Origin of the sequence: Kitasatospora sp. NPDC101183 (genome assembly GCF_044767945.1) — a bacterium.
In the GTDB taxonomy this organism is placed as follows: Bacteria; Actinomycetota; Actinomycetes; order Streptomycetales; family Streptomycetaceae; genus Kitasatospora.
In genome coordinates this window covers 97,635-119,411 of record NZ_JBIWOW010000024.1, presented here as the reverse complement: position 1 = coordinate 119,411, position 21,777 = coordinate 97,635, and the positions used below count along the sequence as shown (strand labels likewise).

The window sequence follows — 21,777 nt, the reverse complement described above, 5'->3', positions numbered from 1 at the left end:
TGGCACGCTGTTGAGTTCTCAAGGAACGGACGCTTCCTTCAGGCCGCCTTCCAGCGGGCCCTCCGGGCGCTTCGTTCTTTCGTGTTTCCAGCTTATCAGATGTTTTCCGCTCCGTTTTCCGGAGTTTCATTCATCCGATTTCCCGAACTGGCCGGGGCCGCTTTTCGCGACGACCACCACGTTAGCGCATTCCGGGATTTTCCCGAAATTCACGCTCACACCGGTTGACGGGAACGCCAACGAGACCCATCTGCATGGGCTGACAAGTAGTGAGAGTGATTCGCGCTGAGTGGGGGTGGCCGCTCCAGCGACTCGTTCAACACTAGGCCACCTGGAGGACATCGTCAAACGTTGAGGGCCGGATCTGTCCAGATCCGGCCCTCAACACCCGGAACCGCAGTTCAGGGCGCATCTACTTTCAGCCAAGCACTCAGCCAAGCACTCAGCCAGGCGCTCAGCCGGCCGACGTCAGCTCCGCCGCCGCCAGGTTCCGCTTGCCGCGCCGCAGCACGAGCCAGCGGCCGTGCAGCAGGTCGGCCTCGGTCGGCACCGCCTCCTCGTCCGTCACCTTGACGTTGTTGAGGTAGGCGCCGCCCTCCTTGATCGTGCGGCGGGCGGCCGAGCGGCTCGGCGACAGGCCGACGGCGACCAGCAGGTCGACCACGGACTGGAGCTCCGTCACCTCGGCCTTGGGCACCTCGGCCAGGGCGGCGGCCAGGGTGGGGGCCTCCAGCTCGGCGAGCTCGCCCTGTCCGAAGAGCGCCTTGGAGGCGGCGACCGCACGCTCGTACTGGTCGGCGCCGTGCACGAGGGTGGTGAGCTCCTCGGCGAGGGCACGCTGGGCGAGGCGGGCGGCGGGGCGCTCGGCGGTCTCGCGCTCCAGCTCCTCGATCTCCTCCTTCGAGCGGAAGCTGAAGATCCGCAGGAAGGTGGAGACGTCCCGGTCGTCCGCGTTCAGCCAGAACTGGTAGAAGGCGTACGGGGTGGTCAGCTCGGGGTCGAGCCAGACCGTGCCGGACTCGGTCTTGCCGAACTTGGTGCCGTCCGCCTTGACGATCAGCGGCGTGGCCAGCGCGTGCACGGACTTGCCGTCCGCCTTGCGGATCAGGTCCGTGCCGGCGGTGAGGTTGCCCCACTGGTCGCTGCCACCGGTCTGCAGGGAGCAGCCGTAGCGGCGGTTCAGCTCCAGGTAGTCCATGCCCTGGAGGATCTGGTAGCTGAACTCGGTGTAGCTGATGCCCGCGTCGGAGTTGAGCCGTCGGGCGACGGCCTCCTTGGCGATCATGTTGTTCACGCGGAAGTACTTGCCGACGTCGCGCAGCAGGCTGATGGCCGACATCCCGGAGGTCCAGTCCAGGTTGTTGACCATGCGCGCCGCGTAGGGGCCGTCGAAGTCGAGGAAGCGCGAGATCTGGCCGCGCAGGCGCTCGACCCAGCCGGCCACCGTCTCGGGGTCGTTGAGCACGCGCTCGGCGGTGGGCTTCGGGTCCCCGATCAGCCCGGTGGCGCCGCCGACCAGGCCGAGCGGGAGGTTCCCCGCCTGCTGGATGCGGCGCATGGTGAGGATCTGCACCAGGTTGCCGAGGTGCAGGCTCGGGGCCGTCGGGTCGAAGCCGCAATAGAACGTGACCGGGCCGTCCGCGAACGCCTTGCGCAGTGCGTCCTCGTCGGTGGACAGGGCGATCAGCCCACGCCACCGCAGCTCGTCGACGATGTCCGTCACGGTCACGCTTCTCCTTCGATCCGGCGTCCGCCCGGCTGCGGCCCGGTTCGGTCCGGGCCCGGGTCGGTACGACTCCAGCCTGATAGAGCCTACGCGGTTCCGGCCAGCGGATTTCCCCCGAGGGCGCTCCCGCACGGCTCCCCGTCCGGCCGCGTGCGCGGGAGCCGATGCGCCCCCTCTGCGACCCGAGCGCCCCTCCGGGCGCCTGCCCGATACCGGAAATTCCGTTGTTCGTCGGCTGCGTGCCCGGTCAGAGTGGTTTCGCCGCCGCGCGGCGGCAGTGACGTGTGTGGAGACGGTCGTGCCGCCGTGGCACGCCCGTGGGAAGGGTGTGCCGAGTGCGCAACACGCTGGTTCTGAACGCGAGCTACGAGCCCCTGACGACGGTGTCGCTCCAGCGCGCCGTCGTCCTGGTGCTCCAGGACAAGGCGGTGGTGGAGCAGGCGCATCCGTTGCGCTCGATCAGGGGCACGGGCGTCAGCGTCCCGGTACCCCGGGTGATCAGACTGCAGAGGTACGTGAGGGTGCCGTTCCGACAACAGGCCCCGTGGTCGAGGCGTGGTGTCCTGGCCAGGGACCAGCACCTGTGCGCCTACTGCGGGCGCAGGGCCACGACGGTGGACCACCTGCACCCGAAGTCCCGTGGTGGCGAGGACAGTTGGATGAACACGGTGGCCGCCTGCGCGGAGGACAACCAGCGCAAGGCCGACCGCACGCCCGAGCAGGCGGGGATGCGGCTGCTGCGCCGGCCGTTCGTGCCGACGCCGCAGGCGACGCTGATGCTGGCGCTCGGCCTGCGCGGCGCGGAGGCCCGGGAGCTCGCCGACTGGCTGCCGGCCGTGCCGGGCTTCCCGGAGACCGTCCCGGCCGCCTGACGGACGCGGGGAGCGGGGAGCCCGGTCAGCCCTTGGCCTGGTAGCCCGCCGCCGTGCCGAAGTTGCCCGCGTGCTCGGGCACCACGACCACCTGCCCACCGCCGATCAGCACCCGCCCGGAGACCAGCAGCGAGCCCGTCCCGGCCGGGAAGTTCCCGCCGGTCGCCTCCTGGCCGCCGGCCATCGGGAACCTGCTGAGGTGGGCGGGCTGGTCGCGGCGCTCGTCCACGGCCAGCACCACGGCGCCGCCGTCCAGGCCGACCACCCGGGCGGCGCCCTTGGCCCCGGCCGCCGTCTTCCAGCGCTGCTTGCCGGTGTCCAGGTCGTACCCGGCCACGGACACCGGCCCGCCGGGGGCGGTCGGGCTGACGGCGGCGACGAGCGTGCGGTCCTGGAAGAACACCTCGGGCGTGGCCGAGAAGGCGCCGTGGGCGACGTCCAGCCGGCCGCCGTCCGCGATCACCGGGATCTCGGCGGCCGGGTCCCCGGCGGCGCCCCAGGCGAACACCCGGTCGTCCTCGGGCTTGGCGCCGGTGGTGAGCACCACGGCGGGCTCGGCCGAGAGCACCGTGACGGTCTTCGGCTGGTTGTTGAGGCCCCGCCACCAACTCACCTTGCCGTCAGCCGTGTTGAGCGCGACTGCCTGGGCGCCGGGGGTGGAGTCCGCGCAGGTGGAGGCGACCATCACGGTCTTGCCGGTGACGCCTCCGGAGAGCGTGCAGAACTTGCCCTGCCCGGTGTACTGCCAGACGTCCTTGCCGTCCGCCGACTCCCAGGCGATCGCCCGGTCGTCCCCGACCGCGATCACCTTGTCCTCGGTGACGCCGACCCGCGCAGTGTACGCGCCCTTGGCGTCCGAGACGTTCTTCGTCCAGGCGGTCTTGCCGGTCTTGGTGTCCACGGCGGCGACCAGGGTGCACGGGCTCTTGGGGTCGGCCTGGGGCCGGAAGAGCGCCGCGCCGAGTCCGGCCTGGTTCACGCCCGCCGACAGCCCGCAGGGGACGGCCCCGGCGGCCGGAGGCTCCACCGACCAGGTCGGCTTGCCGGCCGTGCGGTCGTAGGCGTGCACGCCGGAGGCGTCGGCCCGCACCACCGCGTCGGCCAGCAGCCAGCTGCCGACCAGGGTGTCGTCGGCGCCCGGCTGGACGGCCGCGGCGGGCTGCGCGGCCCAGACCCGGGAGTGCGCCACGGAGAAGCCGGGCTCGCCGCCGCTGTCGGCCGCGGCCTTGCCGCCGTCGCCCTCGATGCCGACCATCAGCCCGGCGGCGACCAGCACCGCGAGCGCGGCGGCCCCGGCTCCGGCGCGCACCAGCAGCGCCTTGCGGCTCGGCACGTGCTCGCCGGTCAGCACCTTGTCGCGGGCCGCCTTGGCCTTGGCCGCCAGCGAGGAGGACGAGGAGCCCGTACGGCCCTCGGCCCCGCGCCGGGCGGCGGCCCGGGAGGAACGGGCGGGCGCCTCGGCGACCGGCTCCGCGACGACCTCGGCCCCGGCCTCGGCCTCCGACATCGGCTCCGTGTCCGGCTCCGGCTCCACAGCGAGCGGCTGCACGTACCCGTCCGCCGAGTACGCGGCGCCCTCCGGAACGTAGATGCCGTCCGGCTCCGGCTCCTGGTACGGCTGGTAGTACTGCTCCTGGACGTACCCGCCCTCGGCGTACCCCGTCGGCCCGTACCCGCCGGTGCCCTGCTGCTCGTAGTACCCGCCCTGCGGCTGCGCGTACCCGTCCCAGCCGGGCTGCTGCGGGTAGTAGCCCCAGTCCTGCTGCGGCTGCTGGGCCTGCTGCTGCGGCTCCTGCGGGTACCAGGGCTGCTGCTGCCCGGCGTGGGCGTCTCCGAAGGGCTCCTGCGCCATCCGTTCCGTCCCTCCGAGCCGCTGCCTGCCGATTGCGGTGGTCAGCATCTCACGACGGCCCGAACAGCGACCCCGCCGGGATCAGCCGGGATCAGGCAGGATCAGCCGGGATCGGCGGGAACGGCCGGGATCAGGCGGACTCGGCGGCCAGCGCCTCGTCGATGCGCGCGGCGAGCGTGAAGTCCAGGGCCGTGAGCCCGCCCGCGCTGTGCGTGGAGAGAACGAAGCGCAGCGTCCGCCAGCGGATGTCGATGTCCGGGTGGTGGTCCAGCGCCTCGGCCTGCTCGGCGACGGCGACCACGACCCGGATCGCCGCCGGGAAGTCGCGGGCGTCGGCGCTGCGCGAGATGCTCCCGCCCTCGCGGGTCCAGTGCGGCAGGCCCGCCAGGGCCGCCGCGATCCCGTCCTCGTCCACCAGGTCCCTACCGCCCATCGGTTCGCTCCCATGCAACGTGCTGTCCTCGGGGTCAGGCGGCCTTCCGGCGCGGACGGGCGACGAGTTCGCCGCCGCAGTTGGGGCAGCCGGCGGCCATCGCCTCGGTGCAGTCCGTGCAGAAGGTGCACTCGTACGAACATATCGAGGCCGGGCCGTCCGCGGTGAGCGACACCTCGCACCGCTCGCAGACCTCTCGCATCTCCAGCGCCATTCCGAGATCCTCCGAATTCCCCATCATCACATGTGAGTTCAGTACGCATGCGTTCAGCTCATGTGCGCTCAGCTCAGCAGCAGCTTGGTGACGGCGACCAGGCCGACCACCACGATCACCCCGCGCAGCACCACCGGCGACAGCTTGCGGCCGATCTTCGCACCCAGTAGCCCGCCGACCAGCGAGCCGACCGCGATCAGCCCGGCCGCCGTCCAGTTCACCGTCGCGGTGAACAGGAAGAACAGCGCGGCGACGCCGTTGACGATCATCGCCAGCGCGTTCTTCACCCCGTTGATCCGCTGGAGGTCCTCCTGGAGCAGCATCCCCATCAGCGCCAGCATCAGGACGCCCTGCGCGGCGCCGAAGTAGCCGCCGTAGATGCCGGTCAGGAAGATCCCGACGGTCAGCACCCAGCCGCCGTCCGGGTCCCCGTCGGAGCGGCGGCGGGCGGCGACGGCCTTGGCGACCCTCGGCTGGATCACCACCAGCACCAGCGCGAGCAGGATCAGCGCCGGGACGATCGCGTCGAAGGCGCCCTTGGGCAGCTTGGTCAGCAGCACCGCGCCGACCAGCGAGCCGAGCGTCGTGGCGATGCCCAGGCGCAGCAGTCGGCGGCCCTGGCCGACCAGTTCGCGGCGGTAGCCGATCACGCCGCTGAGCGAGCCGGGCACCAGGCCGAAGGAGTTGGAGACGTTGGCGGTGACCGGCGGGATGCCGACGGCGAGCAGCACCGGGAAGGTGATCAGCGTGCCCGAGCCGACGATCACGTTGATCATCCCGGCCCCGACGCCGGCCACCAGTACGGCGACGGCCTCCCAGAGCGTCATGGGTCACCCCTCCTCTTGCCCCTGTCCGATCCTGCCGGTGGCGATCATGCCGGACGGCCCGGCGGCCGGACCAGGGCCGCCCGCCATTCGGGACGTACGCCACACGGCCGAGGGCCCGCTGCCGTCCGTACGGCAGCGGGCCCTCGACGGGACTCGGCGGAGATCAGCGGGCGATCACTGCGGGTCGATCTTCGGGTACTCCCGGGTCGGGTCCACCCGGGGGCGGGCGGAGCCCTTCTCCACGTCCACCGGGCGCGGCCCGGCCGCCGGGTCGATCGGGACCTGGGTGGCCGCCGGGGGCACGGCCGGAACGGTCGGCGCCGCGACGGCCCCGCCGTTCATCCCGCCGCCGTTGCCGGTCATGCCGCCGAAGGCGCCGCCGAGGCCCTTGAGCGCGTCGCCGACCTCGCTGGGGATGATCCACAGCTTGTTGGCGTCACCCTTGGCCAGCTCGGGCAGGGTCTGGAGGTACTGGTAGGCGAGCAGCTTCTGGTCGGGGTTGCCGTCGTGGATGGCCTCGAAGACCGTACGGATGGCGGCCGCCTCACCGTCGGCGCGGAGCACCGCGGCCTGGGCCTCACCCTCGGCCTTGAGCACGTCGGCCTGCTTCTCACCCTCGGCCCTGAGGATCTGTGACTGCCGCTGGCCCTCGGCGGTGAGGATCGCGGCACGCTTGTCCCGCTCGGCGCGCATCTGCTTCTCCATCGAGTCCTGGATGGAGGTCGGCGGCTCGATCGCCTTGAGCTCGACGCGGTTGACGCGGATGCCCCACTTGCCGGTGGCCTCGTCCAGGACGCCGCGCAGGCCGGCGTTGATGACCTCGCGGGAGGTCAGGGTGGACTCGAGGTCCATCGAGCCGATGATGTTGCGCAGCGTGGTGACGGTGAGCTGCTCGATGGCCTGGATGTAGCTGGCGACCTCGTACGTGGCGGCGCGGGGGTCGGTCACCTGGTAGTAGATGACGGTGTCGATGTTGACGACCAGGTTGTCCTGGGTGATCACCGGCTGCGGCGGGAACGGCACGACCTGCTCGCGCAGGTCGATGCGGTTGCGGACGCGGTCGATGAACGGCACGACGATGTTCAGGCCCGCGTTGAGCGTCCGGGTGTAGCGGCCGAAGCGCTCCACGATCGCGGCGCTGGCCTGAGGGATGACCTGGATCGTCTTGATCAGCGCGATGAAGGCCACCACGACCAGGACGACCAAAACGATAAGGACGGGTTCCACGGACTCTCCCCTAGACGACCAGGGCGGTCGCGCCCTGGATTTCGACGACGTCGACCTGCTGCCCGGGCTCGTAGACCTGGTCCGGGTGGAGCGCGCGGGCCGACCAGATCTCGCCGTTGAGCTTGATCCGGCCGCCCTCCCCGTCGACGGTTTCCGCGACGACCGCGGTGGCGCCCTGGAGCGCCTCGATCCCCATCTTGACGTGCGGGCCCTTCTGCAGCTGCCGGTAGGCGATCGGGCGGACGAAGGCCACCATGGCGACGGAGACCACCAGGAAACCGGCGGTCTGCAGGACCACTCCCCCGCCGAGCGCGGCCACACCGGCGGCGGCGAGCGCACCGATCGCGAACAGCAGGAACTCGGGCACGGCGGTGAGCACCAGCGGTATGCCGAGCACCCCGGCGATCAAGAGCCACACGATCCAGCTGTCCACACGACCATCCTAGGGATCCAAGGGCCTTCGAGGCGGACAGTTCCCGCAGGTCGAGGGGCGGAAACCGGTCGCGCGTGCGACCGGTTCCCACGACGGCCCCGAAAGGGCTATCCCAGAGGGAGGCCCTGGGCCGACCAGCGGTCGCCGTGGCGCTCCAGCGTCAGCGGCAGACCGAAGCACTTGGAGAGGTTGCGGGCGGTCAGCTCGGTGTCGATCGGGCCCGCGGTGAGGACCTTGCCCTGCCGGATCATCAGGACGTGGGTGAAGCCGGGGGCGATCTCCTCGACGTGGTGGGTGACCATCGCCATGGCTGGGGCGAACTCGTCCTGGGCGAGGGCGCCGAGCCGGCGCACCAGGTCCTCGCGGCCGCCGAGGTCCAGGCCGGCGGCGGGCTCGTCGAGCAGCAGCAGCTCGGGGTCGGTCATCAGGGCGCGGGCGATCAGGGTGCGCTTGCGCTCGCCCTCGGAGAGGGTGCCGAACTTGCGGGCGGTCAGCCCGGCCATGCCCATGCGGTCGAGCAGGGCGAGGGCGCGGCCCTCGTCGGACTGCTCGTAGGTCTCCTGCCAGCTGACGGTCATGCCGTACGCGGCGGTGAGCACGGTCTGCAGGACGGTCTGCTCGGCGGGGAGCTTGTCGAACATCGAGGCGCCGGCCAGGCCGATCCGGGAGCGCAGCTCGAAGACGTCGATCTCGCCGAGCTGCTCGCCGAGCACCGACACCTTGCCCGAGGTCGGGAAGAGGTACGAGGAGGCGATCTGCAGCAGGGTGGTCTTGCCGGCGCCGTTCGGGCCCAGGATGACCCAGCGCTCACCCTCGGAGATGGACCACGAGACCTGGTCGACCAGCGCGCGCCCCTCCCGGACCACGGATACGTCCACCAGCTCCAGCACGTCGCTCATGCCCACGCCTTCCCCAAAACAGAAATCTCGGCCGTCGATGCGGTCGGCCCTCCCGCCCCGGCAGCCGGTGGGCACGGGGTGGGTGCGCCGCACGCGCATGGGCAAACCTACGCCACGCGGATGACCGCCGATTCCGTAGGCTGGCCGGATGCTCGCGACACCTGCCGACAATCCGTACGAAGAGCCCCGTTCGGGGCGGCTGACCGCCTGGGGCAACGCCCTGCTGGCCGGGCTGGCGTCGCCGGACGACGCCGCCGCGGCCGTCCTGGGCGCCGACGAGAACCACCGGGTGACCGGCCTCCCCGGGGACGCTCCGGGCGAGCTGCACGCGCTCACCTGGGCGCTGGGCCGCCTGCGGGTGCTGGGCGTGAAGGGCCTGCGCCTGGCCCTGCCCTCCCCCGGGCACCCGCTGGGGCTGACCGGCCCGGCGCCGTTCAACGAGCGGGCGATGGGCGCGGGCGAGGCGGTGCTCGCGGTGGGCGCGCCGCTCGGCTTGGTGCCGGAGATCACGGTGTACGGCCCCGAGGGGGACCGCTCGGCCACCGTGTTGTGGCGCTGCGCCGAGGTCGGCGACTCCCCTCCGGCGGACGTGCCCTCGCTGCACGAGGCCGAGCGGGAGCTGGCGGACGGGCTGCGCGAGGCGACGCTGCTGCTGACCCGCCTGGACGTGGCGGGCGCGGGCCCGGGGGCGCTGCGCGCGCTGGAGGCGTACCGCCGCCGGGGCGACGCCGAGCTGCTGGCGCCGGGCTACCCGCCGCGCGCCGTCCGGGTGCTGGAGTCGGCGCGGCAGGTGTCGGCGCTGCTGGCGATCGCCTCGGACGGGCACGGCGCGGCGGTGAGCGCCTCCGAGATGACGGCCCGGCAGTCGGTGCTGGCGCCGCTGCGGCGCACCGCGCGCCGGGCGCAGGTGGCCGCGTACAACGCCCTGGTGGACGAGCGCGAGGAGCGTTAGAGAAAGGGCTACGGCTGCCGGGCCTCGCCGTGCCGGACGGCCCAGAGGGCGGCCTGGGTGCGGTCGGCGAGGTCCAGCTTCATCAGGATGTTGGAGACGTGGGTCTTCACCGTCTTCTCCGACAGGTGCAGGCTGCGGGCGATCTCCCGGTTGGAGCGGCCGTCGGAGATGTGGCCGAGCACCTCGCGCTCGCGCTCGGTGAGGGTGCCGCCCCGGCCCTGCGGGGCGCGGGGGCCGTCGTCGGCGAGCAGCGCCTCGGCCAGTTCGGGCTGGAGCAGGACGTGGCCGGCGTGGACGGAGCGGATCGCTCCGGCCAGGGCCTCCGGGTCGACGTCCTTGTAGACGTACCCGGCGGCGCCGGCCCGCAGGGCGGGGACCATCGTGCGGTGCTCGGTGAAGCTGGTGACGATCAGGATGCGGGCCCGGCTGCCCTCGCCCTTGAGGGTGCGCAGCGCCTCGATTCCGTCGACGCCGGGCATCTTGAGGTCCATCAGGACGACGTCGGGGTCGAGTTCGCGGGCCCGTTCGACGCCCTCGGCGCCGTCGGCGGCCTCGCCGACCACCTCGATGTCGTCCTGGACCTCCAGGAAGGTGCGCAGTCCTCGGCGGACCACCTGGTGGTCGTCGACCAGCAGGACGCGGATCGACGGCGTGCTGTCAGGCACCGGGGACCTCCATCTCGACGAGCGTCCCCCGGCCGGGGGCGGATTCCAGGGTGAGCGTGCCGCCGACGGCGGACGCGCGGTCGCGCATCGAGGCGAGGCCGAGGTGGCGGCCGGCCCGGCGGACGGACTCGGGGTCGAAGCCGCGCCCGTCGTCGCGCACCCGCAGGACGGCGCCCCGGCCGGGGGTGCCGGCCAGGGTGACGGTGACGCGGCGGGCGTCGGAGTGGCGCAGCGCGTTGTGCAGGGCCTCCTGGGCGACGCGCAGCAGGGCGGCCTCCTGGGCGGGCGGCAGGGCGCGCACGCCGTCGGCCGCGTAGGCGATGTCGGCGGTGTGGGCGCGGTCGAGGAGCTGCACCTGGGAGGCGAGGGTGGCGCTGAGGCCGTCCTCCTCCAGGGCGGCGGGGCGCAGTTCGACGACGACGGCGCGCAGTTCGTCGGCGGCCTCGGCGGCGAGGCGGGCGACCTCGGCGAGTTCGGCGCGGGCGCGGGCCGGGTCGCGGTCGACGAGCTTGGCGGCGGCCTTGGCGGTCAGGCGCAGCGAGAAGAGCTTCTGCGAGACGGCGTCGTGCAGGTCGTGGGCGATGCGGGCGCGTTCGCCGGCGAGGGTGAGTTCGCGGCTGCGCTCGTAGAGGCGGGCGTTGGTGAGGGCGAGGGCGGCGTGGGCGGCGAGGATGCGCAGGAGCTCCTCGTCGTGGTCGGTGAACAGGCCGCCGCCGCGCTTGTTGGCGAGGAAGATGACGCCGGTGACGCGGGGTTCGTCCTCGGCGGCCTCGGAGTCGACGATCGGCATGCCGAGGAAGGCGTCCATCTCGGGGTGCGCGGCGGGCCAGCCTTCGAAGGCGGGGGCCTTGCGGACGTCCGCGAGGCGGGTGGGGCCGGTCTCGTGGAGCATCTTGGCGAGCACGCCGTGCTGGCGGGGCAGCGGGCCGATGGCGCGCCACTGCTCGTCGGTGACGCCGTCGACGACGAACTGGGCGAAGCCGCCGTGGTCGTCGGGCACGCCGAGGGCGGCGTACTCGGCGCCGAGCAGTTCGCGGGCGGAGGCGGTGATGCGGCGCAGCACCTCGCGGACCTCCAGGTGGCGGCTCATCGCGAGCAGCGCCCGGCTGACGGCCTCGATCCCGCCGAGGGGGTCGCAGCCGGGCCGGTCGCCGGGGGTGGGGCGGTGGTCGCCAGGGTGGTCGCCGGGGGTGCTGGGCATACGGCCAAACTACCGCCGCCGCACGGCCGTCCGCGTCCGTCCGGGGCCGGTGCGGTCGCGGGCCCTCGGACCTAGGTCCGAGGGCCCCGTGAAAAAACGCCGCAGGGCGGCTCCCCCGTACGTACGGGGGAGCCGCCCTGGAGCGTGGGGGCCTCAGCCCTTCTGCATGACCTCGGGCTCGTGCCGGCGCTGGAGCCGGGTGACGAGCATCCCGATGAGGATGGAGATGACGATCAGCGCGCCGGCGTCGACCACCCACTGCAGGACGCTGTGGTGCCAGAGCGGGTCGTACTTCGGGTTCTGGAAGTCCTTGTTCCAGGGCCCCATCAGCTTGGACAGGTCGAGCGTGGTGGCGACGATGCCGGTGCCCCAGCGGGCGGGCATCAGCCAGGCGACCTGCTCCAGGCCCGGCTTGGAGAAGATCTGGAAGAGGCAGCCGGTGAAGACGACCTGGACGATGGCGAACATGACCAGCAGCGGCATGGTCTTCTCGCTGGTCTTGACCAGGGCCGAGATCATCAGGCCGAACATCATCGCGGTGAAGCTGAGCAGGATCATGCCGATGGTCATCTCGATGAGCGGCGTGTTCTCCACCAGCAGGCCGCCGTGCTCGGGCAGCTTGCGCGGCAGGAAGCCGACGGCGGAGATGATGGCGCCCTGGATCACGCTGAACACGCCCAGCACGATGACCTTGGACATCATGTACGCCGAGCGGGAGAGCCCGGTGGCCCGTTCCCGTTCGTAGATCGCGCGTTCCTTGATGAGTTCGCGCACCGAGTTGGCCGCCCCCGAGAAGCAGGCGCCGATGGCGAGGATCATCAGGATCGTCGCGGCGCCGCTGTTGAGGTGCAGCTGGGTCTTCGGGTTGGGCGCGAGCCCCGGCTCGTTGGGCACGAGCACGCTGACGGCGCCGATGACGGCGGGCAGCAGGACGGACAGCGCGAGGAAGCCCCGGTCGGAGGCGAGCACCGACATGTAGCGGCGCATCAGCGTCCACAGCTGGGAGCCCCAGCTCTGGGGCTTGACCGGCTTGACGGCCTCCTGGGAGACCTGGACGTGCTGGACCTCGCCCGCCTCGACGGTCGGGGCGGAGTACTGCTGGTAGTGCACCGAGCCGCGGTAGCGGCCGGCCCAGTCGTGGTCCGGGTAGTTCTCGAAGGCCTGGAAGACGTCCGCCCAGGTCTCGTACCCGAAGAAGTGCAGCGCCTCGTCCGGCGGGCCGAAGTAGGCCACCGAGCCGCCCGGCGCCATCACCAGCAGCCGGTCGCAGAGCGCGAGTTCGGCCACGGAGTGGGTGACGACCAGGATGGTGCGGCCGTCGTCGGCGTCGGCGAGGTTGCGCAGCATCTGCATCACCTCGCGGTCCATGCCCGGGTCGAGGCCGGAGGTGGGCTCGTCCAGGAAGATCAGCGAGGGCTTGGTGAGCAGCTCCAGCGCGACGGAGACGCGCTTCTGCTGGCCGCCGGAGAGCGCGGTGATCTTGTTGTCGGCGCGCTTGTCGAGGCGCAGCTCGTACAGCACCTCGTCGATGCGGGCGGCGCGCTCGCTCGCCTCGGTGTCGCCGGGGAAGCGCAGCTGGGCCGCGTACTTGAGGGCCTTCCGGACGGCGAGTTCGCGGTGCAGGATCTCCGACTGCGGCACCAGGCCGATGCGGGAGCGCAGTTCGGCGAACTGCTTGTAGAGGTTGCGGCCGTCGTAGAGGACCTCGCCGCGGTCGGCCGGGCGGTAGCCGGTGAGGGCGCGCAGCAGCGTGGACTTGCCGGAGCCGGAGGGGCCGATGACGGCGACGAGGGACTTCTCGGGGACGCCGAAGCTGACGTCGTTGAGGAGGATCTTCTTGCCGCCCTTGTGCTCGACCTCGACGGTCAGGTGGCGGGCGGAGAAGGAGACGGCGCCGTTGTCGACGAACTCCTGGAGCTGGTCCCCGACGAGGACGAAGCTGGAGTGGCCGACGGTCAGGCGGTCCTGGGCGCCGACGAGCTGACGCTGCACCCGCTGGCCGTTGAGGAAGATGCCGTTGTGGCTGCCGAGGTCGACGAACTCGAAGCGGCCGTCGGGCAGCTGGCGCAGCTCGGCGTGGTGGCGGGAGACCTGGAGGTCGGAGACCACGATGTCGTTGTCGAGCGCGCGGCCGATGCGGATGGTGCGCATGGCGGCCGTCAGGTTGCGGATGATGGTCGGCTGCGGCCCGCCGCTGCCTCCGTCCGCGGGCTGCGGCGGCGGGAAGCCCTGGTGCGGCACGCCCTGCGGCGGGTACTGCTGCACGGGCGGCGCCGGGTACTGCGCCTGGTACTGGGGCGGGTACGGCGCCTGCGGCGTCGGGACGGGCCCACGGTTGGTGGTGGCCTCGTGCACGGGGACGGCCTGCGGGGCGGCGACCTGCACGGGGGCGGAGAAGCCGAGCCGGGGGCCGTTCTCCGGGTTGCCCAGGTTGACCACCGCTCCGGGGTACAGCCGGGCCTGAAGGGTGCGGGCGCCGGCCACGTACGTGCCGTTGGTGCTCCCGTGGTCGTCCAGCTGCCAGCCGTTGCCGTCGAAGCCGATGGTTCCGTGCTGCCAGGAGACCCTCGCGTCGTCGAACGTGAAGTCCGACTGCGGGTTGCGCCCGATGGTGTAGGACCGCCCCGGCTCCAGAGTCCGCTGCTGTCCGTTGATCTCGATGACGAGTTGCGGCACTGCTCGCCTGCCCCGCTCTCTCGGTTCCCCCGAATTCGCGCCCCCGGCCGGGGGTGCAATGTCCTGAATCTGACGGGGGAATCATTCCAGCCCGCCGACCTCGGACGAAAGTCGCCCCGGGTGACTGTGACCAGCCTGCTACCCATTTCGTCGCCCGCCCGCCTCCGGGGCGCTCCTGACCCGGTGCCGACGGCCGGCGCTCCCTTTCGGCACCGGCGCGCCCCTTCGGCGCGGGGAGCCCGTCCGCGAGGTGGGACGGGTGCCCTGCGGCCGCCGGCCGGCGGGTAGCGTGGGAGCCACCATGAACGCATCGCCCCTGGCCGCTGAGCCCCTCCCCGCCGCCCAGCCCCGGACCGCGGACGAGCGCACCCTGCTCGTCAAGGTGTTCGGCAAGGACCGCCCCGGCATCACCGCCGGACTCTTCGCGACGCTGGCCGGTTTCGGCGTCGACGTCATCGACATCGAGCAGGTCGTGACCCGGGGCCGCATCACCCTGTGCGCCCTGGTCACCCCTCCGTCCGCGCCCGGCGCGGAGGGCGGCCTGCGGGCCACCGTGCACCGCTGGGCGGAGGAGCAGAAGCTCCAGGCCGAGATCCTGTCCGGCATCGGCGACAACCGGCCCCGCCGGGAGGGCCGTTCGCACGTGACGGTGCTCGGCAGTCCGCTGACCTCCGCCGCCGTCTCCGCGCTGACCTCGCGGATCACCGCATCGGGCGGCAACATCGACCGTGTCTTCCGCCTCGCCAAGTACCCGGTGACGGCCGTGGAGTTGGCGGTCTCGGGTGTGGCCACCGCCGAGCTGCGGGCCGAGCTGGCGGCGGAGGCGGCGACCCAGCGGGTGGACGTGGCGGTGGTGTCGGCGGGTCTGGAGCGCCGGGCCAAGCGGCTGGTGGTGATGGACGTGGACTCCACGCTCATCCAGGACGAGGTGATCGAGCTGTTCGCCGCCCACGCGGGCTGCGAGGCGGAGGTCGCCCGGGTGACGGCCGCGGCGATGGCCGGGGAGCTGGACTTCGCGGAGTCGCTGCGGGCGCGGGTCGCGCTGCTGGCCGGGCTGGACGCCTCGGTGACGGAGCAGGTGCGCAAGGAGGTCCGCTTCACGCCGGGCGCGCGCACCCTCGTCCGTACGCTGCGGCGCCTGGGCTTCCAGGTGGCGGTGGTGTCGGGCGGGTTCACCCAGGTCACCGACCACCTGGTGGAGGAGCTGGGGCTGGACTTCGCGGCGGCCAACACCCTGGAGGTGGTGGACGGGAAGTTCACCGGCCGGGTGGTCGGCGAGATCGTGGACCGGGCCGGCAAGGCCCGCTGGCTGGCGCGCTTCGCCGAGCAGGCGCGGGTGCCGCTGTCGCAGACGGTGGCGATCGGCGACGGCGCCAACGACCTGGACATGCTGAACGCGGCGGGCCTGGGGGTGGCGTTCAACGCCAAGCCGGTGGTGCGGGAGGCCGCGGACACGGCGGTGAACGTGCCGTTCCTGGACACGGTGCTCTACCTGCTGGGCATCACCCGCGAGGAGGTCGAGGCGGCGGACGCCCTGGACGGCACCCCGACCGAGTGACGCGTACGGAGGCGACGAAGGGGCGTGGGGGGCGGGCCCCCCCCCCCGGGGGCCGGGGGGGGGGGGCGGGCCGGGGGGGGGGGCGCCGCCCCCCCACGCCCCTGATCGTCGAGGGGGTCAGTCCTGCGGCGTGTGGTACGAGACCAGCGCGGCCACGCCCGGCTCCACGCCCTTCCAGGAGCCGTCGAAGCTGAGCACGGCGACCGCCGAGGTCGGGAAGCCGCCCAGGCGCAGGCGCTCCAGCGCGTCGCGGTCGCCCTCGTCCCCGGCGAGCACCTGGGTCAGGCCGAGCACGCCCGGGTTGTGGCCCACCAGCACCACGTCCGCGTACTCCTCCGGGACCTCCTGCAGGACGGCGATGATCTCGCCCGGGCTGGCCTCGTAGATCCGGTCCTCGTAGACGGTCCTGCGGGCCCGCTTGGGGAGCTCGTGCACGGCCAGCTTCCAGGTCTCCCGGGTGCGCAGGGCGGTGGAGCAGAGCACGAAGTCGGGGTTGATGCCGGAGTCGGCCATCCAGCGGCCGGCTTCCGGGGCCTGGTGACGGCCCCGGTCGGCCAACGGCCGCTCGTGGTCGTCCACGCCGTTGGGCCAGTCGGCCTTGGCGTGGCGGAGAACGATGATCCTGCGGGGCGTGTCGGAGCTCATACCCAGCAAGCTTGGCAGAAAAGCCGCCGGGGGGCGCGATGCTGCCCGTTGCCGTCACTCCGGTACGGCGGGGGTGCCGTCGTCGGCACTCCGAGGGGCGGCGGGTCAGCCGATCGCGGCGGCGACGGAGGCGATGATCGCCACCACGACGACGATGCCGGCGAAGGCGAGGGCGATGCGGCCGAGCTGCTTGCGGCCGTCGGTGGGGTTGGGGTCGAGAACGGGCATGTCCGGGATTCTCGCACCCCGAACACGCCCGTCCGCGCCCGCCCCCGCCGCCTTGGTCAGGCCTTGACCCGCGCCGCCGGGTGCACGGCCTCGTCCTCGATGTGCCGGGCCATCGCCGCCCGCAGGCCGAACAGCATCTGCGGGACGAGCAGCAGCGCCAGGAAGCCCAGCGGCCAGTACCACTCGCCGGTGGTCTGGTAGATCCGGCCGATCAGGATCGGGCCGGGGATGGAGATCAGGTAGCCGACGCCCTGGGAGAAGGCGGACAGCTGCGCCACCCCGCCGGCTGTCCGGGCGCGCAGGCCGATCATCGTCAGCACCAGCGGGAACGCGCAGTTGGACAGGCCCACCAGGACGGCCCACACCCACGGCAGCCCGGCCGGGGCGAGCGCGAGGCCCGCGTACCCGACGATGCCGCAGGAGGCGAGCACCACCACGAACAGCCGCTGGTCCCCGCGCCGGGCGGCCAGGTTGGGCAGCACGAAGGAGACCGGCACGCCGATCACCATGGTGACGGCGAGCAGCACCCCGGAGGTGCCCTTGTCGATGCCCGAGTCCTGGAAGATCTTCGGCAGCCAGCCCATCACCACGTACGCGCCGGTGGCCTGGAGGCCGAAGAAGCAGGCCAGCGCCCAGGCCGTACGACTGCGGGTGATCGGCAGCTTCACCGGGGCGGCCGAGCCGGCGGCCTTCTCCCCGCGCTCGCGGCGGGAGAACATCACCGACAGCCAGAGCAGCAGGGCGACCGCGCCCAGCGCCGCCCAGACGCCGAGGCCGTAGCGCCAGTCGCCGCCGAGGGAGCTGGTCAGCGGGACGGTGACGGCGGCGGCCAGCGCGGTGCCGGCGGACAGCGCCATCGAGTACAGGCCGATCATCGGCCCGACCCTGTCGGGGAAGTACCGCTTGATCACCACGGGCAGCAGCACGTTGGAGACGGCCACACCGGCCAGCGCGAGCGCCGTGAGCAGCAGGAAGACGGCGGTGCCGCCGGCGAAGGAGCGGGCCAGCACGCCGGCGGTGATCGCGCCCATCCCTGCGGTGACCACGGCGATCGGGCCGATCCGGCGGGCCATGGCGGGCGCGGCGAAGCCGAACACGCCGAAGCAGAGCGAGGGGACGGCGGTGAGCAGCCCGGCCAGGGTCGGGTTCATCCCGAGGTCGGCGCGGACCTGGTCGAGCAGCGGCCCAAGGCTGGTGACCACGGGGCGCAGGTTGAACGCGGCGGCGGCGATGGCGATCGCGAAGAGCCAGACGCCGTACTTCGCGGCGGGGCCGGACGGCCGCTCGGTCTGCGGCTGGGCCTCGTGTCGGGGGGAGGCGGAGATGTCTGCTGCGGGAGGCATGGGAGCCATCATAGAATGATGGGATGAATTGATGCACCTCAGTATTGGCATGATGTGCCGACCGTTCATGCTCCGGACACATCCGGCCCGGACCCCACCCACGCCGTAGAGCCGCAAGGAGACCCCCGTGGCGCTGTCCTCCCCGAGGCGCACCCCGCTGTCCGACCAGGTGATCGCCCAGCTGCGCGCCCAGATCACCTCCGGCGAGTGGCCGGTCGGCTCGCGCATCCCCACCGAGGCGGCCCTGGTCGAACAGCTGGGCGTGGCCCGCAACACCGTCCGCGAGGCCGTCCGCGCCCTCGCCCACAACGGGCTGCTGGACATCCGGCAGGGTTCCGGCACGTACGTCCTCGCCACCAGCGAGCTGGCCGGGGTCATGCACCGCCGCTTCGCCGACGCCGACCAGGCCCAGGTCGCCGAGCTGCGGGCCACGCTGGAGATGTCCGCCGCCGGCCTCGCCGCCGAGCGGCGCACCGAGCGGGACCTCGCCCTGCTGGACGCCACCCTCGCCCGCCGCGAGAGCGCCTGGCACTCGGGGGACGCCGAGTCCTTCGTCCAGGCCGACGCCGCCTTCCACCAGGCCGTGGTCGCCGCCGCCCACAACGACGTGCTGCTCGCCGTCTACGCCGACCTCGGCGAGGTCACCCGCGAGCACCTGCGCAACGACGTCGGCCCCGAGCTGATCGAGGAGCGCTACATCGGGCACGCCGCCATCCTGGACGCCATCCGCGGCGGCGACGCCCCGCGCGCCTCCGTGGAGGCCGGCCGGGCCATCGGCGCCTGCTCGGCCGCCGACGCCGCGTAGGCCGCACAGGAACGCCCGAACGCCCGGCCCCCCGAGAAGGGGTGCCGGGCGTTCGGATGTACGGACGCGGGCGTCAGGCGCCGATGGCGTGCAGGCCGCCGTCCACGTGGACGATCTCGCCGGTGGTCTTCGGGAACCACTCCGACAGCAGCGCGACGATGGCGCGGCCGGCCGGCTCCGGGTCGCTCAGGTCCCACTTGAGCGGGGAGCGCTGGTTCCAGGTGTCGGCCAGCTCGGTGAAGCCCGGGATGGACTTGGCGGCCATCGAGCCGATCGGACCGGCCGAGACCAGGTTGCAGCGGATGTCGCGCGGGCCCAGGTAGCGGGCCAGGTAGCGGTTGGTCGACTCCAGGGCGGCCTTGGCCGGGCCCATCCAGTCGTACTGCGGCCAGGCGAACTGCGCGTCGAAGGTCAGGCCGACGACGGAGCCGCCGTCCTGCATCAGCGGCAGCAGCGCCGTGGTCAGCGACTTCAGCGAGTACGCCGAGACGTTCATGGCGGTGGCCACGGACTCCCACGGGGTGTCCAGGAAGTTGCCGCCGAGCGCGTCCTGCGGGGCGAAGCCGATCGAGTGGACGATGCCGTCCAGGGTCGGCAGGACCTCGCGGACCTGGTCGGCCAGGCGGTCCAGGTGCTCCGGGTTGGAGACGTCCAGCTCCAGCACCTTGACGGGCTTGGGCAGCTTCCGGGCGACGCGCTCGGTCAGGCTCGGGCGCGGCCAGGCGGTGAGGATGATCTCCGCGCCCTGCTCCTGCGCCAGCCTGGCGGTGTGGAAGGCGATGGAGGACTCCATCAGCACACCCGTGATGAGGATGCGCTTGCCCTCGAGGATTCCACTCATGCTCAGTGACCCATGCCCAATCCGCCGTCCACGGGGATGACGGCTCCGGTGATGTACGCGGCCTCGTCCGAACCGAGGAACCGCACGGTCGAGGCGACCTCGGAGGGCGCCGCGTAGCGGCCCAGCGGCACGCCCGAGACGATCTCCTTGCGGCGCTCGTCGCTGAGCACGGCGGTCATGTCGGTGTCCACGAAGCCGGGGGCGACCACGTTGACGGTGATGTTGCGCGGGCCGAGCTCGCGCGCCAGCGACCGGGCGAAGCCGACCAGGCCGGCCTTGGAGGCGGCGTAGTTCGCCTGGCCCGGCGAGCCGGACAGGCCCACGACCGACGAGATCAGGACGACGCGGCCCTTCTTGGCGCGCATCATCAGCTTGGAGGCGCGCTTGACCACCCGGAACGTGCCGGTCAGGTTGGTGTCCAGGACGGAGGTGAAGTCCTCCTCGGACATGCGCAGCAGCAGGGTGTCGTTGGTGATGCCCGCGTTGGCGACCAGCACCTCGACCGCGCCGTGCTTCGCCTCGATCTCGGTGAAGGCGGCGTCGACCTGGGCGGCGTCCGTGATGTCGCAGCGCACCGCGAGGACGTCGTACTTGGCCAGCGACTCCGGCACCTCGCCGGAACGGCTGGTGATGGCGACCTTGTCGCCGGCTTCGGCGAAGGCCTGGGCGATCGCGAGGCCGATGCCCCGGTTTCCTCCGGTGACGAGAACCGAGCGGCTCAACGATCCACCTCTTCCCGTGTGTCAGCGCGTACGGCGGAATGCGTACGCCCTGTGACGCTATCGGGCGCCCGGCGGCGTCGACGAATCGGGCTCCGACAGCGCCGCACCTGCGGAACTGTCGCAATCCGACAATCCGCGCCCGCCCCGCGCCCTTCCCGCACACGCTCCCGGCACGGTCTCCAGGAGCGTCCTTGCCGCAGGCGACTGTCGGGAACAACAGGGACGGGACGCCCGTTGCCCCCGTGGTGCGGAACGACCCGGGACCGGCCGTACCGTCCCCGAGGCGTCCCGGCGAGCGATGAAGGCAGCGCCCATGAGCAAGGCACGGCCCGGAAGCACCCCCCGGCGCGGACGACGACTGGCCCTGGCCGCCCTCGCGGCGGGCCTCGGCGCGGCCGCCTGGTCGCTGCGCGACCTGCCGGCGGCGTTCGGGCGGCGGCCGGACGCCGAGCGCGAGGACAGGGTCCGCGAGTCGCCGCAGTACCGCGACGGCGTCTTCCACAACGCGCCCTCCACGCTCGCCCGCACCTCCGGCGCCCCCGGCTTCGACGGCGCCACCGCCCGCCGGATGCTGTTCGAGCGCGAGGGCCGCGTCCCCGCGCACCCGGTGCCCACCGTCCGCCCCGCCCCCGAGGACGGCCCGGCCGGGCAGGGCGTGCGGATCACCTGGTACGGGCACGCCTCCGCACTGGTGGAGCTGGAGGGCTTCCGGGTGCTGCTCGACCCGATCTGGAGCGACCGCTGCTCCCCCGCCGCCCACGTCGGCCCCAAGCGGCTCCACCCGGTGCCCGTCGAGCTGGAGGAGCTCCCGGCGGTCGACGCCGTGCTGATCTCGCACGACCACTACGACCACCTCGACATGGCCACCGTCAAGCGCCTGGTCCGCAGCCAGTCCGCGCCCTTCGCCGTGCCGCTGGGCATCGGCGGCCACCTGCGCCGCTGGGGCGTGCCCGAGCACCGCATCATCGAGCTGGACTGGGACGAGACCTGCACCCTGGGCGAGCTGGTCCTCACCCTCACCTCGGCCCACCACTTCTCCGGCCGCGGCCTGACCCGCAACACCACCCTCTGGGGCTCCTGGGTGATCGCCGGCCCCTCCCGCAAGGTCTTCTACACCGGGGACTCCGGCTACTTCGAGGGCTACGCCCGCATCGGAGAGCAGCACGGCCCCTTCGACGCCTCGCTGGTGCAGATCGGCGCGTACGACGCCGCCTGGGCCGACATCCACATGACCCCCGAGGACGCCGTCCTCGCCCACCGCGACCTGGGCGGCGGCCTGCTCGTCCCCGTGCACTGGTGCACCTTCAACCTGGGCCTGCACCCGTGGGCCGAGCCGGTCGAGCGCCTCCTCAAGGAGGCCAAGGCGCAGGCCGTCCCGCTGGCCGTCCCCCGCCCCGGCGAGCGCGTCGACGTCGACAACCCCCCGGAGCTGGACGGCTGGTGGGAGACCGTCTTTTAGGCGTGTCTTGCGGATCTTTGCCGGGTCCGCGACGCCGGGGCACGCACCTCGCCGCGTTGTCGTCGGTCGCCAATGCTCCGCAGTGGCTCCCTCCTCCGCCTTGCGATGCACGCACCCCAACGCCGCGGCCTGATCCGACAAGAACCACAAGACACGCCCTAGACCCCACCCGGCACCCGGGCGAAACCGGCCGAAATGC

General features: G+C 72.6%; 22 protein-coding genes. 6 read left to right on the top strand and 16 right to left on the bottom strand.

The genetic code is table 11. The annotated features are described in order from the left end of the window. Window positions 1–228, top strand: a 228-nt coding sequence (locus ACIRRS_RS29505) for a hypothetical protein (protein WP_402976890.1), incomplete at its 5' end; no start/stop codon positions are given. Window positions 229–454: 226 nt separating this feature from the next. On the opposite strand, the gene tyrS is transcribed toward ACIRRS_RS29505, so the two are convergent. Beyond that, entirely contained in the window at window positions 455–1,723 is a 1,269-nt protein-coding gene (gene tyrS / locus ACIRRS_RS29500; protein WP_402976911.1) for a tyrosine--tRNA ligase, read from the bottom strand. Between the two features lie 338 nt (window positions 1,724–2,061). Between tyrS and ACIRRS_RS29495 the strand changes: the two genes are divergently transcribed. After that, window positions 2,062–2,598, top strand: coding sequence for an HNH endonuclease (locus tag ACIRRS_RS29495; protein ID WP_402976887.1), 537 nt, complete (start codon window positions 2,062–2,064; stop codon window positions 2,596–2,598). A 25-nt stretch (window positions 2,599–2,623) separates the two neighbouring features. On the opposite strand, the gene ACIRRS_RS29490 is transcribed toward ACIRRS_RS29495, so the two are convergent. From ACIRRS_RS29490 to ACIRRS_RS29460, 7 genes are all read right to left on the bottom strand, one after another. Beyond that, the gene (locus ACIRRS_RS29490) at window positions 2,624–4,450 is read right to left on the bottom strand and encodes a PQQ-binding-like beta-propeller repeat protein (RefSeq protein ID WP_402976884.1); all 1,827 of its coding nucleotides are present in this window, start codon (window positions 4,448–4,450) and stop codon (window positions 2,624–2,626) included. Between the two features lie 130 nt (window positions 4,451–4,580). Then, on the bottom strand, window positions 4,581–4,883 hold the full coding sequence (locus ACIRRS_RS29485) for a 4a-hydroxytetrahydrobiopterin dehydratase (RefSeq protein ID WP_402976881.1): 303 nt from the start codon (window positions 4,881–4,883) through the stop codon (window positions 4,581–4,583). A gap of 34 nt (window positions 4,884–4,917) precedes the next feature. Continuing rightward, a complete protein-coding gene (locus tag ACIRRS_RS29480; protein ID WP_402976878.1) occupies window positions 4,918–5,097 on the bottom strand; it encodes a DUF1272 domain-containing protein in 180 nt (59 codons plus the stop codon). 68 nt (window positions 5,098–5,165) lie between these two features. Continuing rightward, window positions 5,166–5,924: a sulfite exporter TauE/SafE family protein gene (locus ACIRRS_RS29475; RefSeq protein WP_402976875.1), complete on the bottom strand. Its 759-nt coding sequence runs from the start codon at window positions 5,922–5,924 to the stop codon at window positions 5,166–5,168. 174 nt (window positions 5,925–6,098) lie between these two features. Then, complete coding sequence (locus ACIRRS_RS29470; RefSeq protein WP_402976872.1) at window positions 6,099–7,151, bottom strand: SPFH domain-containing protein; 1,053 nt, start codon at window positions 7,149–7,151, stop codon at window positions 6,099–6,101. 10 nt (window positions 7,152–7,161) lie between these two features. Continuing rightward, complete coding sequence (locus tag ACIRRS_RS29465) at window positions 7,162–7,584, bottom strand: NfeD family protein (RefSeq protein ID WP_402976870.1); 423 nt, start codon at window positions 7,582–7,584, stop codon at window positions 7,162–7,164. Window positions 7,585–7,691: 107 nt separating this feature from the next. Further along, window positions 7,692–8,483 (bottom strand): ABC transporter ATP-binding protein, encoded by a 792-nt coding sequence (locus ACIRRS_RS29460; RefSeq protein ID WP_402976867.1) that lies wholly within the window; start codon window positions 8,481–8,483, stop codon window positions 7,692–7,694. 148 nt (window positions 8,484–8,631) lie between these two features. Between ACIRRS_RS29460 and ACIRRS_RS29455 the strand changes: the two genes are divergently transcribed. After that, window positions 8,632–9,435 (top strand): hypothetical protein, encoded by an 804-nt coding sequence (locus tag ACIRRS_RS29455; protein ID WP_402976864.1) that lies wholly within the window; start codon window positions 8,632–8,634, stop codon window positions 9,433–9,435. 8 nt (window positions 9,436–9,443) lie between these two features. Here the strand turns inward: ACIRRS_RS29455 and ACIRRS_RS29450 are convergent, their stop codons facing one another. The 3 genes from ACIRRS_RS29450 to ACIRRS_RS29440 form a co-directional block, all read right to left on the bottom strand. Beyond that, a complete protein-coding gene (locus ACIRRS_RS29450; RefSeq protein WP_402976861.1) occupies window positions 9,444–10,100 on the bottom strand; it encodes a response regulator in 657 nt (218 codons plus the stop codon). Beyond that, on the bottom strand, window positions 10,093–11,190 hold the full coding sequence (locus ACIRRS_RS29445) for a GAF domain-containing sensor histidine kinase (protein ID WP_402976908.1): 1,098 nt from the start codon (window positions 11,188–11,190) through the stop codon (window positions 10,093–10,095). Before ACIRRS_RS29445 ends, ACIRRS_RS29450 begins: the two co-directional genes overlap by 8 nt. Before the next feature lie 264 nt (window positions 11,191–11,454). After that, window positions 11,455–13,977 (bottom strand): FHA domain-containing protein, encoded by a 2,523-nt coding sequence (locus ACIRRS_RS29440; RefSeq protein WP_402976858.1) that lies wholly within the window; start codon window positions 13,975–13,977, stop codon window positions 11,455–11,457. 301 nt (window positions 13,978–14,278) lie between these two features. Between ACIRRS_RS29440 and serB the strand changes: the two genes are divergently transcribed. Then, window positions 14,279–15,535 carry a phosphoserine phosphatase SerB gene (serB, locus tag ACIRRS_RS29435; RefSeq protein WP_402976855.1) on the top strand — a complete coding sequence of 419 codons (1,257 nt, stop codon included), beginning with the start codon at window positions 14,279–14,281 and terminating at the stop codon, window positions 15,533–15,535. A 117-nt stretch (window positions 15,536–15,652) separates the two neighbouring features. Here the strand turns inward: serB and ACIRRS_RS29430 are convergent, their stop codons facing one another. The 3 genes from ACIRRS_RS29430 to ACIRRS_RS29420 all read right to left on the bottom strand — a co-directional run bounded on the left by ACIRRS_RS29430 (window position 15,653) and on the right by ACIRRS_RS29420 (window position 17,751). Next, window positions 15,653–16,180, bottom strand: a complete 528-nt coding sequence (locus ACIRRS_RS29430) for a SixA phosphatase family protein (protein ID WP_402976852.1) — start codon at window positions 16,178–16,180, stop codon at window positions 15,653–15,655. 105 nt (window positions 16,181–16,285) lie between these two features. Continuing rightward, window positions 16,286–16,408, bottom strand: coding sequence for an SGM_5486 family transporter-associated protein (locus ACIRRS_RS29425; RefSeq protein ID WP_402976849.1), 123 nt, complete (start codon window positions 16,406–16,408; stop codon window positions 16,286–16,288). Window positions 16,409–16,464: 56 nt separating this feature from the next. After that, complete coding sequence (locus tag ACIRRS_RS29420; RefSeq protein WP_402976846.1) at window positions 16,465–17,751, bottom strand: CynX/NimT family MFS transporter; 1,287 nt, start codon at window positions 17,749–17,751, stop codon at window positions 16,465–16,467. Between the two features lie 127 nt (window positions 17,752–17,878). Here ACIRRS_RS29420 and ACIRRS_RS29415 point away from each other — a divergent pair, with 127 nt between their 5' ends. Continuing rightward, window positions 17,879–18,556, top strand: a complete 678-nt coding sequence (locus ACIRRS_RS29415; protein ID WP_402976843.1) for a FadR/GntR family transcriptional regulator — start codon at window positions 17,879–17,881, stop codon at window positions 18,554–18,556. A gap of 73 nt (window positions 18,557–18,629) precedes the next feature. Here the strand turns inward: ACIRRS_RS29415 and fabI are convergent, their stop codons facing one another. After that, entirely contained in the window at window positions 18,630–19,397 is a 768-nt protein-coding gene (gene fabI, locus ACIRRS_RS29410) for an enoyl-ACP reductase FabI (RefSeq protein WP_402976840.1), read from the bottom strand. Window positions 19,398–19,399: 2 nt separating this feature from the next. Then, the gene (gene fabG / locus ACIRRS_RS29405; protein WP_402976837.1) at window positions 19,400–20,119 is read right to left on the bottom strand and encodes a 3-oxoacyl-[acyl-carrier-protein] reductase; all 720 of its coding nucleotides are present in this window, start codon (window positions 20,117–20,119) and stop codon (window positions 19,400–19,402) included. Window positions 20,120–20,432: 313 nt separating this feature from the next. Between fabG and ACIRRS_RS29400 the strand changes: the two genes are divergently transcribed. Then, on the top strand, window positions 20,433–21,578 hold the full coding sequence (locus ACIRRS_RS29400; protein ID WP_402976834.1) for an MBL fold metallo-hydrolase: 1,146 nt from the start codon (window positions 20,433–20,435) through the stop codon (window positions 21,576–21,578). Window positions 21,579–21,777: the final 199 nt, after the last annotated feature.